General features: G+C 71.2%; 13 protein-coding genes and 1 riboswitch. Of the genes, 5 read left to right on the plus strand and 8 right to left on the minus strand.

Annotation, left to right across the window (positions count from 1 at the left end):
• Positions 1-106 precede the first annotated feature (106 nt).
• Positions 107-2,095 (plus strand): cellulose synthase catalytic subunit, encoded by a 1,989-nt coding sequence (locus tag C9F11_RS15810; protein ID WP_138959902.1) that lies wholly within the window; start codon positions 107-109, stop codon positions 2,093-2,095.
• On the plus strand, positions 2,092-4,029 hold the full coding sequence (locus C9F11_RS15815) for a kelch motif-containing protein (RefSeq protein WP_138959903.1): 1,938 nt from the start codon (positions 2,092-2,094) through the stop codon (positions 4,027-4,029). Before C9F11_RS15810 ends, C9F11_RS15815 begins: the two co-directional genes overlap by 4 nt.
• A gap of 123 nt (positions 4,030-4,152) precedes the next feature.
• Here the strand turns inward: C9F11_RS15815 and C9F11_RS15820 are convergent, their stop codons facing one another.
• Positions 4,153-5,187, minus strand: a complete 1,035-nt coding sequence (locus C9F11_RS15820) for a glycoside hydrolase family 6 protein (protein WP_138959904.1) — start codon at positions 5,185-5,187, stop codon at positions 4,153-4,155.
• Between the two features lie 159 nt (positions 5,188-5,346).
• On the opposite strand from C9F11_RS15820, the gene C9F11_RS15825 reads away from it, so the two are divergent.
• The 3 genes from C9F11_RS15825 (at position 5,347) to C9F11_RS15835 (ending at position 7,831) form a co-directional block, all read left to right on the plus strand.
• On the plus strand, positions 5,347-6,168 hold the full coding sequence (locus tag C9F11_RS15825; RefSeq protein WP_249401752.1) for an ANTAR domain-containing protein: 822 nt from the start codon (positions 5,347-5,349) through the stop codon (positions 6,166-6,168).
• Positions 6,169-6,627: 459 nt separating this feature from the next.
• A riboswitch (cobalamin riboswitch) is annotated at positions 6,628-6,700 on the plus strand.
• A gap of 55 nt (positions 6,701-6,755) precedes the next feature.
• The gene (locus C9F11_RS15830) at positions 6,756-6,983 is read left to right on the plus strand and encodes a CbtB-domain containing protein (protein ID WP_138959905.1); all 228 of its coding nucleotides are present in this window, start codon (positions 6,756-6,758) and stop codon (positions 6,981-6,983) included.
• A 17-nt stretch (positions 6,984-7,000) separates the two neighbouring features.
• Entirely contained in the window at positions 7,001-7,831 is an 831-nt protein-coding gene (locus tag C9F11_RS15835) for a CbtA family protein (protein WP_138959906.1), read from the plus strand.
• Positions 7,832-7,950: 119 nt separating this feature from the next.
• Here C9F11_RS15835 and C9F11_RS48155 read toward each other — a convergent pair whose 3' ends face one another.
• The 7 genes from C9F11_RS48155 to C9F11_RS15865 all read right to left on the minus strand — a co-directional run bounded on the left by C9F11_RS48155 (position 7,951) and on the right by C9F11_RS15865 (position 14,432).
• Positions 7,951-8,631, minus strand: coding sequence for a class F sortase (locus tag C9F11_RS48155; protein ID WP_212767819.1), 681 nt, complete (start codon positions 8,629-8,631; stop codon positions 7,951-7,953).
• 2 nt (positions 8,632-8,633) lie between these two features.
• Entirely contained in the window at positions 8,634-9,173 is a 540-nt protein-coding gene (locus C9F11_RS48160) for a hypothetical protein (protein WP_212767820.1), read from the minus strand.
• Between the two features lie 87 nt (positions 9,174-9,260).
• A complete protein-coding gene (locus C9F11_RS15845) occupies positions 9,261-10,040 on the minus strand; it encodes an HAD-IIA family hydrolase (RefSeq protein WP_138959908.1) in 780 nt (259 codons plus the stop codon).
• 83 nt (positions 10,041-10,123) lie between these two features.
• A complete protein-coding gene (locus C9F11_RS15850) occupies positions 10,124-11,620 on the minus strand; it encodes an alkaline phosphatase family protein (RefSeq protein WP_138959909.1) in 1,497 nt (498 codons plus the stop codon).
• 88 nt (positions 11,621-11,708) lie between these two features.
• The gene (locus C9F11_RS15855) at positions 11,709-12,779 is read right to left on the minus strand and encodes a 2-aminoethylphosphonate ABC transporter substrate-binding protein (protein ID WP_138959910.1); all 1,071 of its coding nucleotides are present in this window, start codon (positions 12,777-12,779) and stop codon (positions 11,709-11,711) included.
• 50 nt (positions 12,780-12,829) lie between these two features.
• Positions 12,830-13,627 carry an ABC transporter permease subunit gene (locus C9F11_RS15860; RefSeq protein WP_138959911.1) on the minus strand — a complete coding sequence of 266 codons (798 nt, stop codon included), beginning with the start codon at positions 13,625-13,627 and terminating at the stop codon, positions 12,830-12,832.
• Positions 13,614-14,432, minus strand: coding sequence for a 2-aminoethylphosphonate ABC transporter permease subunit (locus C9F11_RS15865; protein WP_249401753.1), 819 nt, complete (start codon positions 14,430-14,432; stop codon positions 13,614-13,616). Before C9F11_RS15865 ends, C9F11_RS15860 begins: the two co-directional genes overlap by 14 nt.
• Positions 14,433-14,539: the final 107 nt, after the last annotated feature.

Consider the following 14,539-nt stretch of genomic DNA (forward strand, 5'->3'; position numbering starts at 1 on the left):
GGCGAGGGGTGGCCTACCACTTGATGCGCTCGCACAGGTCGAGGGGGACCGCGGCGGGCGAAAGGACCGACGACCACGCGGAGAGCCGCGTGCGGGGGGATGACTCATGACGTCGACGCCACCGGGCGAGCGGCAGGGCGACCCGTCCCAGACCACCCAGCTGCGCGTGCTCTCGCACCGGACGGGCGGCCTGCGACGCATCAAGAAGTCACTGCCGCGCTACGACTACGAGCACTACAGCCGCCTCGCGGGGCCCCTCACCCAGCCGGACCCGGCCAAGCCGTACAAGGTCCAGTACCGCTCCCTGCTCTCCCAGGAGCCGCACCGGATACGCGCGGCCCTCATGCTCGGCGCGGCGCCGCTGCTCTCCCTCGTCCTGCTCGCCTGGCTGCTCCAGCCCGAGCACTGGACGGAGCGCGACTACCCCGCGTATGACTTCCTGCCCGTGCTCGACGTCGTCATGCTCGTCTCGATCGGCTTGATCGAGTTCTTCCGCTGCATGAACGTCCTGTCCAACGCGCACGCCACGCTCGTGGCCCGCGACCCGATCCCCGTCGTGCCCGAGACCGGCACCCGCGTCGCCTTCCTCACCTCGTTCGTGCCCGGCAAGGAGCCGATCGAGATGGTCACCAAGACCCTCGAAGCGGCGGTGAGATTGCGCCACCGCGGCCTCCTTCACGTGTGGCTGCTCGACGAGGGCGACGACCCCGAGGTCAAGGCCGTCTGCGCGCGCCTGGGCGTGCACCACTTCTCCCGCAAGGGCGTCGCGAAGTGGAACCAGGCCAAGGGCCCGCACCGCGCCAAGACCAAGCACGGCAACTACAACGCCTGGCTGGACGCGCACGGCGACGCCTACGACTACTTCGCCTCCGTGGACACCGACCACGTCCCGATGCCCAACTACCTGGAGCGGATGCTCGGCTTCTTCCGCGACCCGGACGTCGGCTTCGTCATCGGCCCGCAGGTCTACGGCAACTACGACACGTTCGTCACCAAGGCCGCCGAGTCCCAGCAGTTCCTCTTCCACGCCCTCATCCAGCGCGCGGGCAACGCCTACGGCTCGCCCATGTTCGTCGGCACCTCCAACGCGGTGCGGATCAAGGCCCTCAAGCAGATCGGCGGCCTGTACGACTCGATCACCGAGGACATGGCGACGGGCTTCGAGATCCACCGCCACAAGAACCCGGTGACGGGCAAGAAGTGGAAGTCCGTCTACACCCCGGACGTGCTCGCCGTCGGCGAGGGCCCCAACGCCTGGACGGACTTCTTCACCCAGCAGCTCCGCTGGTCGCGCGGCACGTACGAGACGATCCTCAAGCAGTTCTGGAAGGCGCCGTTCTCGCTGCCGCCGGGCCGTCTCTTCAACTACACGATGATGGTCATCTTCTACCCGATGTCCGCCCTGAACTGGATCCTCGCGGCCCTGAGCTGCGCCCTGTTCCTCGGCCTCGGCGCCTCCGGCGTCAACATCGACCCGACCATCTGGCTCATGCTGTACGGCAACGCGTCCGCGCTCCAGATCGGCCTGTACATCTGGAACCGCCGCCACAACGTCTCGCCGCACGAGCCCGAGGGCTCCGGCGGCGTCGCGGGCATGGTGATGTCGGCCCTCTCGGCCCCGATCTACGCGCGCTCCCTCATGGACGCCGCGCTGCGCCGCAAGAGCAGCTTCGTGGTCACGCCCAAGGGCGACTCGGCGAGCCCGGACACGCTGTTCGGCACGTTCCGGATCCATCTGTTCTTCATCCTGGTCTTCGGCGGTTCCATCGCGGCGGCGTACGTGTACGACCACGCGCACCCGGCGATGATCATCTGGGCCACCTTCGCCCTGCTCGTCACCGCCGCGCCGATCTTCGCCTGGCGGCACGGCATGCGGCAGGAGCGGAAGAGGCCGCCGGCGCCCGCGGCGGGCGGCGGCCCCCAGGGGCCCGAGCAGCAGACCCTGCCCGCCCGGCAGTTCGCGCCGCACAGCGCGCCCCCGCACGCGCACCCGGCCCAGCACGCGCCGCAGCAGAAACCCAGCTGGGCCGCGAACCCCCCGGCCGGTCCGAATGACGACACCCTGCACATCGCCCTCGGGAGCCACGACACATGAGAGACCCCTCCAGCCGCCGGCGCGCCCGCCGGATAGCGATAGGCACCGCGGTGGTGCTGGCGCTGGCCGGTATGAACGGCCCCTGGCTGTGGCGCGTGGGCTCCGAGAAGTACCACAACTACAAGATCAACAAGCCCGAGTACAAGGCGGCGAACGGCCACTGGAAGGTCGTCGACTTCCCCGAGGAGTACCGGCAGAACACGATCCACGCGTCGCTCCTGCACACCGGCAAGATCCTGATGGTGGCGGGCTCGGGCAACAACCAGAAGAACTTCGACGAGAAGAAGTTCGACACCCGGCTCTGGGACCCCGAGAAGAACACCATCAAGAAGATCCCGACGCCCACGGACCTGTTCTGCACCGGCCACACCCAGCTCGCCGACGGCAAGCTGCTCATCGCGGGCGGCACCAAGCGGTACGAGAAGCTCAAGGGTGACGTCACCAAGGCCGGCGGCCTGATGATCGTGCACAACGAGAACCCGGACCGGCCGATCACGCTGCCCGCGGGCACCAGGTTCACCGGCAAGAAGAACGGCAAGACCTTCGTGTCGAAGGACCCCGTCGTCGTCGAGCGCGCGAAGAAGGTCTTCGACAAGCGGACCGGCGCGTTCCTGCGCAACGACCCGGGCCTCGGCCGCATCTACGTGGAGGCGCAGGCCAGCGGCGCCAAGTACGAGACCGGCACGCAGGACAACTACCGCGTGCAGGGCCTGAGCGGCACCGACGCCCGCAACACGTACGGGATCGCGCAGAAGCTCGCCCTCGACAAGAAGGACTTCCAGGGCATCAAGGACACCTTCGAGTTCGACCCGGTCGCCGAGAAGTACATCAAGGTCGACCCGATGAACGAGGCCCGCTGGTACCCCACGCTGACCACGCTCACCGACGGCAAGGTGCTCTCCCTCTCCGGCCTCGACGAGATCGGCCAGCTCGTGCCGGGCAAGAACGAGGTGTACGACCCCAAGACCAAGAAGTGGACGTACACGAAGAAGATCCGCCAGTTCCCGACCTACCCGGCGATCTTCCAGCTGGCGAACGGCAAGCTCTTCTACTCCGGTTCGAACGCGGGCTACGGCCCCGCCGACGTCGGCCGCGTCCCCGGCGTCTGGGACCTGGAGAGCAACGCCTTCAAGAAGATCCCGGGCATGAGCGACCCGGACCTCCTGGAGACCTCCAACACGGTCGAGCTGCCGCCCGCGCAGGACCAGCGCTACATGGTCGTCGGCGGCGGTGGCGTCGGCGAGTCCACCGAGGCCTCCAAGAAGACCCGCATCGTCGACCTGAAGAAGCGCGACCCGCGCTTCGTGGACGGCCCCGAGCTCGGCAAGGGCACCCGCTATCCGCAGGCGTCGATCCTGCCCGACGACTCCGTCCTGGTCTCCGGCGGCTCCGAGGACTACCGCGGCCGCGGCGCCTCCAACATCCACGAGGCCCGCCTGTACGACCCGCGCAAGAACACCTTCGACCAGGTCGCCGACCCGCACGTGGGCCGCAACTACCACTCCGGCTCGATCCTGCTGCCCGACGGCCGCGTGATGTTCTTCGGCTCCGACTCGCTGTACGACGACAAGGCGAACACGAAGCCGGGGACGTTCGAGCAGCGGGTGGAGATCTACACGCCGCCGTACCTGTACCACGGCGACCAGCCCGCGCTCGGTGCCGGCCCCAGGACCCTGAAGCGGGGCGCGTCCGGCACCTTCCCCACGAAGGACGCCGCGTCCCTCAAGTCGGCCCGGCTGATCCGGCCTTCCGCCACCACCCACGTCACGGACATCGACCAGACGTCGATCGCCCTCGGCCTGAAGAAGTCCAAGGGCGAGATCACGGTCACCGTGCCGAAGAACCGCGGCCTGGTGGAGTCGGGCTGGTACATGCTCTTCGTGACCAATGCCAAGGGCATCCCCAGCAAGGCCCAGTGGGTGCACGTCCCCTAGCCCTTTTGGGGGCGCGGGGAACTGCGCGAGCAACCAGTGAAAAGCCGCAGTCGCGTCTGCTCGGTAACTCGGCAGACGCGACTGCGGCTTTTCCTCGGCTGAGCGCGCAGTTCCCCGCGCCCCTTAAGGGGCGTTCCTCGCGAGGCCGAGTGCGTACTCGGGCCACCACTGCCCGGCCTGGGGGCCGCCACGGCAGGTCCCGTCCGACTCACCGGGGCGCTTGACCCAGAGGTACGCGTCGACCGACGGGTCGCCCGTCTTGGTGGTGGGGGCCTTGCCCAGGGACCGGCCCGGGGGGTTGCACCAAGGGTCCTTGCCCTTGCCCGTGTAGGGCCCGCGCCCATTGCGGCTCGTGTCGATGACGAACGGCTTGTCACCGACCTTGGCGGAGAGGGTCTTGCCGTAGGCCACGCTCGCCTCGGTGGTCTGGAAGTTGGAGACGTTCACCGCGAAGCCGTCGGCCTGCTCGACGCCGGAGCGCTTCAGCGGCTCGTACAGACCGTCGGGATGCGACCAGCCCGCGTTGCCCGCGTCCAGGTAGACCTTGGTGTTCTTCAGGGACTTCAGCTTGGCGATGGCGCCCTTGAGGAGGTCGTAGCGCTCCTCGTGGAACTGCTCGGGCGTGCACTTGTCGACCATGTGCAGCACCGCGTCCGGCTCCAGGACGACCGTGGCGCCGCGGTCGCCGATGCCCTTGGCCACGCCGTCGATCCACGCCCGGTACGCGTTGCCGTCGGCGGCACCGCCCTTGGAGAACTGGCCGCAGTCGCGGTGCGGGATGTTGTAGAGGACCAGGAGCGCGTCGCGGTCGGCCTTCTCGGCCGCCTCGGTGAAGCCGCGCGCCTCGTCCTCGGGCTTCTCCGGGCCGATCCACTCGCCGACGGGCTGCTCGGCGATCTTCCGGATGAGCCCCGCCTCGTCCTTGTCGCCGTCCTTCTCGTACGTGGCGACCTGCCGCGCGGCGTTCCCGTCGGGGTTGACCCAGAACGGGTCGGTGTCCTTGGGCTGTTGCCTCACCGGACGGGTGGCCCCGTCGCCGTCCCCGTCACCGTCGGACGAGCACCCCGCGAGGAGCAGCGCGGCCCCCGTGAGCACCACCGCGGCCGGCACCCCCCTGGCCGCGAGACCCCGCCCGCGACCTGTGTTCTTGCGGTACATCCAGTCCCCCTCGGGTGCACGGTCCGGTGCCCAATCCTGACATAACTACGTGCCCGTCACGAGGCCGGGAGAGCCCGCCCGAGCACCTGTAGGAGAGCTGTTACAGCCCTTCGAAGCGGGGTAGGGGACGGAGTTGGGGGGAGGCGAAGAGGAGAGGCCATGCAGGCCATGCCGGACCCCGTCCCGGAGCTCAGACTGGCGCGCGCCCTCGTCGAGACCGTGATCACGGTCGCCGACGACTTCGACGTGGACCGCCATCTGCGCCGCGTCAGCCAGCTCTGCGCGGAGCTCCTGGACACGCTCGCCGCGGGCGTGATGTACACGAACGCCGAGGGCGCGGTGCGGATCGCCGCGAGCCACCGCGGCGAGGCCCTCGCCCGCGGGCTCCTCGAGGCCCAGCACATGGGCGGCCCCTGCATCGACTGCTTCGGCACCGGCAAGCCGGTGGGGCCCGTCCGGCTCGTGTCGCGGGACGCGGTGGCCCGCTGGCCGCAGTTCTCCGCCCGGGCCCGCGCCCAGGGCGTCGGTCTCGCGTTCGCGGTGACGCTGCGGGCCCGGGGGCGTGTCTTCGGCGTGCTCAACGGCTTCGCGGCGGAGTGGTGGCCGCACGGCGTGCCCGGTGCGCCGGAGGCCGAAGGGGGCCCGGCTGCGGCGCCCCAAGAGAACGGACAGAGCAGCGCGTTGGGGCTCGCGCAGGCGCTCGCCGATGCCGCGGCCGCCGGTCTGCACAACCAGCGCGCCTACGCCGAGTACCGCGATCTCTCCCGGCAGCTCCAGTCGGCGCTCAGCAGCCGCATCCGGATCGAGCAGGCCAAGGGGATACTGGCCGAGCGCTGGCGGACCGGCACCGACGTCGCCTTCGGGGCGATGCGGCGGTACGCGCGCAGGGAGCGCCTCATCGTGGACACGGTCGCCGGGATGGTGATCCGGGGGGACCTCGACGACGCGAGCCTGCGGGACGGCGAAGCGCCGCCGCCGTAGCCGCTTTCGGCCCGGCCCGCGGGCCGTGCCACCTGCGGCGTTCGTCAAGCCGTGGCAAAAGGTGAGTTGGCGTCAAACTCCCCTAGGCCGGAACCGACTTCCGCTCTAGAGTCGTGGTGACGGCCCAAGCCCCCGGCCGGAGTGGAGCGTTCCGAGCTCGGCGTGACGCATGGCGTCCGCGCCCTCCAGGGCGTTCCGCACGTCTCACGACCGCTGGACCATCCTCAAGCCTCCCGCGCCGACGCCGGGTTCCTCCCGCAGCTCGTGCGCGCGCGGTGGAGGACCGGCCCGGTCGGCGACTCCGGGGGGAGCGGGTCGTTGACCGGGCCAGGTTGTGCCCGCTCCGGGGCGCACGCCGCCCGCGCGCGGCCCCTTCGGGGGCGCGGTGACTGGTTGACAGTGTCCATGACCACCTGCGACTCTCCCGGCGACAAGTCCATACATCGAGGCGACGGTTGCCAGGAACCCGGTGCGACTCCGGGACGGTCCCGCCACTGTGACCCCGCGCGACGCGTGGGGAAGTCAGGAACTGAACCCGTCGTCCTCCTGCCATGGGGCGTGGAAACCCCAGTAAGGAGAACCACGGTATGTCCGCTTCCGCTGCGCACACCGCACCACAGACCGACACCGCCGCGATACAGTCCGCGACCATCGAGACCCGCGACTGGCTGATCGCCGCGGGCGCCGTGATCCTCGCGCTCATCACCCTGTACGCCGTCTTCATGGACAACGGCTCGCTGATCTCGGCGACCGGCGACTACCTCCACGAGTTCGCGCACGACGGCAGGCACCTCTTCGGTGCCCCCTGCCACTGATCGGGGCCGCTCGCACCATGACCGCGTCCCCAGAGACTCCCCCTTCCCCGAACTCCCTCACCGCTCCCCGCAGTCCGGCCCGTTCCGTCGCCTCCCCGGCGGCCTCGTCCCCCGTCCTCGCGCTGCTCGGCCGTGGTCTCGCGGCCGGGAGCCTGGGCGGGCTGGCCGCCGGGCTCTTCTCGCTGCTGCTCGCCGAACCGCTGATGGACAGGGCGATCCGCGCGGAGGAGGCCCGCTCGCAGGCGCACGAGCAGCATGACGCCGGTGCCGCCGTGCAGCACCACGAGGAGCTGTTCTCCCGCTCCACGCAGCACGCGGGCCTGGTCATCGCCCTGGTGGTGGCGGGCCTCGCGATCGGCGTGCTCTTCGCCGTCGCGTACGCGCTCGTGCACCGGCGCGATCCGCGTTCCCACCCCTGGCCGCGCGCGCTCGCCTTCTGCGCGGCCGCGTTCTGCGCGATCTCCCTCTTCCCGGCCCTGCGCTATCCGGCGATGCCGCCGGGCGTCGGGGACTCCGGCACGGTGGGCGACCGGCAGGCGATGTGGGTCGCGGCCGTCGTGATCAGTGTCCTCGGCATGTTCCTGGTGTGGCAGGTGTACGTGCGCCTGGCCGCCAGGGCCCTGCCGGTGCGGCAGCTCGCGGCGGCGGGCACGGCGGCCGCCGTCCTCGCGCTGCTGTGGGCGCTGCCGGACAACCCGGACCCGACACCCGTGAGCCCCACGCTCCTGTGGGACTTCCGCATGCTGTCGCTCGCGTCGCACGTGCTGATGTGGGTGGTCTTCGCCGCCGTGTTCGGCGGCATCGGCCTGCGGGCCCTGCGCCCCAGAACCGGGGCGGAGGCGGCTTAGGCCCGGTGGAAGTGTGGTGCGGTTCGGCAGCGCCCCGAAGGGGCGCGGGGAACTGCGCGACCAGCCGCGACGGGCCCGCAGACGATCGACGGCCCGTCGCGGCAGTTCCAGCGAATCGCTCAGGGGCTCACCCCAGTGAGGTACGCGGAGACCACCACGTTCGCCGAGTACGTGCGGCTCGCGCGGTCGAAGGTGCCGCCGCAGGTGATCAGGCGCAGCTCGGCCCGGCCCTTTCGGCGGGGGCCGTAGGCCGTCTTCGCGTCGAAGTCGTCGCGGCCGATGACCTGGACGTCGTCCACCGTGAACTCGGCGACCGCCCCGTCGTCCCGCACCACCCGCACCTTCTCGCCGGGGCGCACGGCGCTGAGGTGGTAGAAGACGGCGGGCCTGCTCTCCGTGTCCACGTGCCCGACGAGGAGCGCGGCCCCGGCGGCCCCCGGCCGTACCCCGCCGCCGTACCAGCCGACGACGCCCGGCTGCCCGTAGGGCGGCGGGTCGATCGCGCCGACGGCGTCCAGGCCGCGCGCCACCACCGGCGCCCGGACGCCGAGCGAGGGGACGTCCACGCGCTGCGGCCGCGCGTCCGCCAGCGGCTCGTGCGGTCCCGGCAGTTCGAGGCCGGGGGGCCGTCCGACGGCGGCGACGTCGCCGGTGGTCGGGTCGGAGAGGCCGCCGCGCACATCGGTGATCTCGTTGCCCCACAGCCAGAGGCCCACGAGCAGCACGGCCCACGCCACGCCCAGGACGAGACGGCTCGTGCCGTGCTGGGTGCCGGCGCCTTCGGGCTCGGGCCCGGACACGGTCAGTCGGAGCGGCGCCGGCGGACGCTGCGCAGGGCCACGGCTACGGCGGCGGCTCCCGCGAGCACCAGGCCGACGACGGCGTGCCGCGTGCCGGGCCCGGCCTCCTCGGCGACCGCGGCCACGGGCTGAAGGTCGGCGGTGCCGCCGCCACCGGCCCGCACGGGCGCCTGCGGGGTGGCCTGGGCGCCGCCGACCCGGACGGTGCCGACGCCTTGGTGCGGGTGCCCGTCGCAGGTCACGGTGATCTCGTAGGTGCCCGAGATCCCGGCCCTGATCCGGGCGGAGCCGGTGAGGGGCTTCCCGTCGCTCCCGGTCAGCGCGGCGTCCTTCGCGAACGCCCCGGACCCGGCGGCGCCGGTCGTCCCCCGGCACCCCGAGACCCGCACCTCGACCTGCCCGCCCGGCTCCGCGCCCGCGGGGGTGATCTGGGCCCTGACCTGGTCCTGCGCGTGCGCGGCTGCCGGTGACGGCACCGCCGCCAGGGCGCCCGCGAGGACGAGCCCTCCCGCGCCACGCACGGCGAGCGAACATATACGCATCGTGAACCTCCTGTACCAGCAGACTCACGCGCGCGGCGCCCTACCGCATCCTCAGCACACCCGTCCGTGCCCCGGCGCCGCCGGGCCTCAGATCCGGTCCACGAGATCGGCGATGGAGTCCACGACCTTGGAGGGCCGGAACGGGTACTGGTCGATGTCGGCCCGGGAGGTGAGCCCGGTGAGCACCAGGAAGGTCTCCATCCCCGCCTCCAGGCCCGCGAGGACGTCCGTGTCCATGCGGTCGCCGATCATGGCGCTCGTCTCCGAGTGCGCCCCGATGGCGTTCAGACCCGTCCGCATCATCAGGGGGTTCGGCTTCCCCGCGAAGTACGGCTTCTTGCCGGTCGCCTTGGTGATCAGCGCGGCCACGGCGCCGGTGGCGGGCAGCGGGCCCTCCGTGGAGGGGCCGGTCTCGTCCGGGTTGGTGCAGATGAAGCGCGCGCCGTCGTTGATGAGCCGCACGGCCTTGGTCATGGCCTCGAAGGAGTAGGTGCGGGTCTCGCCGAGGACCACGTAGTCCGGGTCGTGGTCGGTCAGGACGTAGCCGATGTCGTGCAGGGCGGTCGTCAGGCCCGCCTCGCCGATCACGTAGGCCGTGCCGCCGGGCCGCTGGTCGTCGAGGAACTTCGCCGTGGCGAGGGCCGAGGTCCAGATGTTCTCGACGGGCACCTCCAGGCCCATGCGGGTCAGCCGGGCCTGGAGGTCGCGGGCGGTGTAGATGGAGTTGTTGGTGAGCACGAGGAACGGCTTGCCGGACTCGCGGAGCTTCTTGATGAAGGAGTCGGCGCCGGGGATCGGCACGCCCTCGTGGATGAGTACCCCGTCCATGTCGGTGAGCCACGATTCGATGGGCTTGCGCTCTGCCATGGGGTGCACTCCTGCGGGTCTGCGTGAAACCAAGGTGGCGGGTGGGGCGTCGGAACCACGCTGTGCCGACGCCCCCAGCCTAATCACGAGGGCTTGATCCCGACTCCGTCGATCACCCAGTACCAGTTGTTGCCGCCGGTGTAGCGGAAGCGGACCTGTGCCGTCCGGGCTCCGGCCGGGACCTGGAGCCGGACGGTCTCGACGGTGGACGGGGTGTCGGCTGCGTACGTCTTCACGAGGGCGGGGGCGCCGCCGTCGTAGGAGACGAGCACCTGGCCCTGCTGCGGGGCCTCATGGCGGTAGTACGTCGTGTACGTGAGGGTCGCCGGGGCGCCGCCGGTGACCTCGTACGCGGGGCTGATCAGGGTGGAGTCGAAGGTGCCGGTGACGGGCTTGTCGGACCACTCGTCGCCGTCGGCGACGGCGAACACGTTCCGGGCCCTGAGGTTGAGTTCGCGCTGCTGGTCGCGCTCGGTCCGCGTCCAGAACTCGTCCGTGGTGAAGGCCCAGCCGCGCCATTCGGTGACGCCACCGCCGCCCATCCTCGTGTTGTCGACGCTCCAGCCGTCGGGCGGGGTGTGGGTGAAGCCGAGGACGCCGGAGCCGATGCCGGTCTCGTCCACGGACGGCTTCAGCCGGTCGCGCAGCGCGTCGAAGGCGTCGGGGCGCGGCTGCTGCACCGGGCGGCCGTCGAGGCCCCAGGCGGGGTCGACGGGGACGCCGAGGTGGGCGAGGGCGCTGACGGCGACGTCGGGCATGCGCACGTCGTGCCGTACGGAACCGGCGGTGAGCCCGTCCCCGACGGCGATGAGGAAGGTCTGCCGCTCGGCCCTGCTGGAGCCGCCGTGGCCGCCCGCGTCGGTGTGGCCGTGGTCGGCGGTGACCAGGACCAGCCAGTCCTCGTCCCCGTGCGCCGGGCGGGCGGCCACGGCGTCGAGGATGCGGCCGACCTGGGCGTCGGCGCCCTGGATGGCGTCGAGGTAGGCGCGGCTGGCGGCGCCGCTGCCGTGCCCGGCGTGGTCGATGTTGTCGAGCTGGACGAAGACGGCGTCGGGGTCCTTGTCCGTGAGGGCGGCGACGGCGCGCTTCGTGGTGCCCTCGTCGTACTCGGCGGACGGCGTCGCGACGCGCGTGTCGACCTTCGGCGAGAAGATCGTTTCGGTGAGGGGCGCCCAGGAGGACACGGCGTAGGTGCGCAGGGCGGGCTTCGCGGCCTCGGCGCGCGTCATGAAGTCGGGGTAGCGGGCGAGGTCGTGGCCGGCGAAGTCGTTGCCCACGACCTTGTGCTTGTCGGGCCAGACGCCGGTGAGCAGCGTGGCCCAGCCGGGTCCCGACATGGTGGGGGCGAGCGGGTTGGCGTAGATGCTGCTCGGGGCGGTGACGCCGCGGGCCATCAGGGACTTCAGGCGGGGGGCGTCGGCGTCCTTGATGCGGCTGAGGAGCGTGCCGTCGAGGCCGATGACCAGGACCTTGGGCGTGCGGGCGGCGGCCGCGCGGGCGAGGCCCGACAGGGGGCCCGCGGCGGCGGCGAGGGCGGCGGCGGAGACGAGGAGCGAGCGGCGGCGGATGCCGTGGGACACGATTCCTCCAGGGGAGCGGGAAGGGCAGGACACGCCAACGCCCCTGGTGGCACAGGGGCGTTGGTGGAAGGAGAGGGAGGTGGTGGGGTCAGCTGCCGGTGGCGGACTTCCAGTCCTCGACGTACGACGTGAGGTTCTCGGAGATGTCTGCCCAGTCCGGCTCGAAGACCTCCACGCCGTTCAGGAGTTTCTCCAGGGCGATGGCGTTGGCGTCGGTGGCCTTGACGTCCTTGCGGGCCGCGAAGCCGCCGCCGATCTCGCTGACCTGCCGCTGGGCGGTGCGGCTGAGGAGGTAGTCGAGGAACTTCTTGGCGTTGGCGCTGTGCGGGGCCTTGGTGACGAGGCCCGCGGCGTACGGGAGCGCGAAGGTGGTGGGCTTCGCGCCCCCCTTGGCGGGGAACCAGATGCCGAGGTTGGGCATGTCCTTGGACTGGGCGTAGTTCATCTGGACGTCGCCGTTGGCGACGAGCAGTTCGCCCTTGTCGACCTTGGGCGCGAGCTTGCCGGTGGAGGCGGACGGGCCGACGTTGTTGGACTGGAGCTTGCCCAGGTACTTCATGGCGGCCTCCTTGCCGCCGAAGTCGTGCATGGCCTTGATGAGCACGGCGGTGCCGTCGCCCGCGACGCCCGGCGTGGAGTACTGGATCTTGTTCTTGTACGCGCCGTCGGTCAGCTCGTCCCAGGTCCTGGGCGTCTTGGAGCCCTTCAGCTCCTTCTTGTTGTAGATGAAGCCGAAGTAGTTGTTCACGACGGTGGTCCACTTGCCGTCGGACGCCTTGTTCGCGCCGTCGACCTGCTCGGCGCCCTCGGGGGAGTACGCCTGCAACAGGCCCTTGGCGTCGGCCTGCTGGATGAACGGGGGCAGGGTGACGAGGACGTCGGCCTGGGTGTTGGACTTCTCGCGGACGGCGCGCTGCACCATCTCGCCGGAGCCGCCCTCGACGTACTTGACCTCGATGCCGGTCTTCTTCTCGAAGTCCTTGAAGACCTGGTCGTACCAGCCGTCGCCGTTCTCGCCCTTGAGGCCGTCGGCGCTGTAGACGGTGACGACCTTGGCGTCGGACGCGGCGGAGTCGCCGCCGCAGGCGGTGAGGGTGGTGGCCAGCAGGGCACAGCCGCCGAGGGCGGCGAGCGCGCGGACGGGGGTGACGGTACGCATGACGTGTCGTGCTCCTTGGAGAGGCGTGCGCGGGTGAGGGGTAGGGCGGGTCAGCGGTAGGAGGCGCGGGTGCGGATGCGGGACACCGCGAAGAGGACGATCAGGGTGGCACCCATGAGGACCACGGCGAGGGCCGCCCCGGTGAAGGCGGCGCCCCGGTCGGTGGCCGCGTAGATCCGTACGGGCAGGGGCGTCCAGTCCGGCGGGTAGAGCATCATCGTGGCGCTGAGCTCGCCCATGGACAGGGCGAAGCACAGGCCCGCGGCGGCCGTCAGGGACGGCAGGAGCAGCGGCAGCTTGACCCGCCACAGGACGTACGCGGGCCGGGCGCCCAGGGACGCCGCGGCCTGCTCGTACACCGGGTCGAGGCGCACGAGGGCGGCCGAGACCGACTGGTAGGCGAACGCCGTGACGAGGATCGCGTGCGCGAGGACGACGATCGTGGACGTGCCGTTGAGGATCACCGGCGGCTTGCTGAAGGCGACGAGCACGGCGAGCCCGACGACGACGGACGGCACGGCGACGGGCAGCATGAACAGCGCGTCGACGGCCCGCTTGCCGGGCTTGCGCAGCCGGGCCGCCGCGAGGGCCGCCCAGGTGCCCGCGGCGAGCGCGGCGGTGCTCGCGCCGAGCGCGGTGAGCAGACTGGTGGTGAGGGCCTCCAGGGACTCGCCCCGGGTCGCCGCCGTGTAGTGCTCGGTGGTGAACGCGGACGGGAACGCCCCCGACCAGTGGCCCGCGAACGAGGCCATGACGATGACGGCGAGCGGCAGCGCGAACACCGGCAGGAAGAGGACGGCGAACACCGCCCACATCGTCCACTTGCCCTTGCGGCTATGCACCAGCACGACGGCTCACCACCCGGTACAGGCCGTAGAGGCCCACGGAGATCGCGATGTTGACGACGGCGACGACGCAGGCCGCCGGGTAGTCGGATTCGAGCATCGCCTTGCCGTAGACGAGCGTCGGCAGGGTCGTGACGCCCTTGGCCCCGGTGAACAGGACGATCCCGAACTCGTTCAGGCACATCACCAGGACGAGGCTGCCGCCCGCCGCGAGCGCGGGCAGCGCCTCCGGCAGGATCACCTTCCGCACGATCCGCGCGGGCCGTGCGCCGAGGCTGGAGGCCACCTCCAGCTGCGCGGTGTCGAGCTGCGAGAAGGCGGCGAGCAGCGGCCGCATCACGAACGGCGTGAAGTACGTGATCTCGGCGAGCAGCACGCCCCACGGCGTGGTCAGGAACTGGAAGGGCCCGTCGCCGCCGCTCCCGGTCGCGTCCGTCCACAGCCCGTTGGCCATGCCCTTGGTGCCGTAGATGAAGAGGAGCGCGAGGGTGATGAGGAAGGACGGGAAGGACAGGAAGACGTCGATGAACTTGGCGACGGCCTTCCCGCCGGGGAACGGCACGAAGGCGATGACGAGCGCGAGCACGAACCCGAGCACCAGACATCCGACGGTCGCCCCCACGGCCAGCCACACGGTGGTCCCGAGCGCGTCCCGGAAGGACTCCGAGGCGAACACATCGGCATACGGCTGGAGGGACGTACCCCCACTGTCCGGCCGCACGGACTGCTGCACGACGAGGCCGAGCGGATAGAGGAAGACGGCCCCGAGCAGGGCGATGGGGGGCAACACCCAGACGAACGAGGGCACTCGGCGTACCCGCTGTGGGCAATCGTTCCGCGGGGCGAGTGGGGCATCCCCTGCTCGAGCGGAGCCGAGAGCTTGGGGAGGGGTGGGCACAGCCTTAGGTGCCGCCC

The sequence above is a fragment of the Streptomyces sp. YIM 121038 genome (genome assembly GCF_006088715.1).
Classification (GTDB): Bacteria; Actinomycetota; Actinomycetes; order Streptomycetales; family Streptomycetaceae; genus Streptomyces.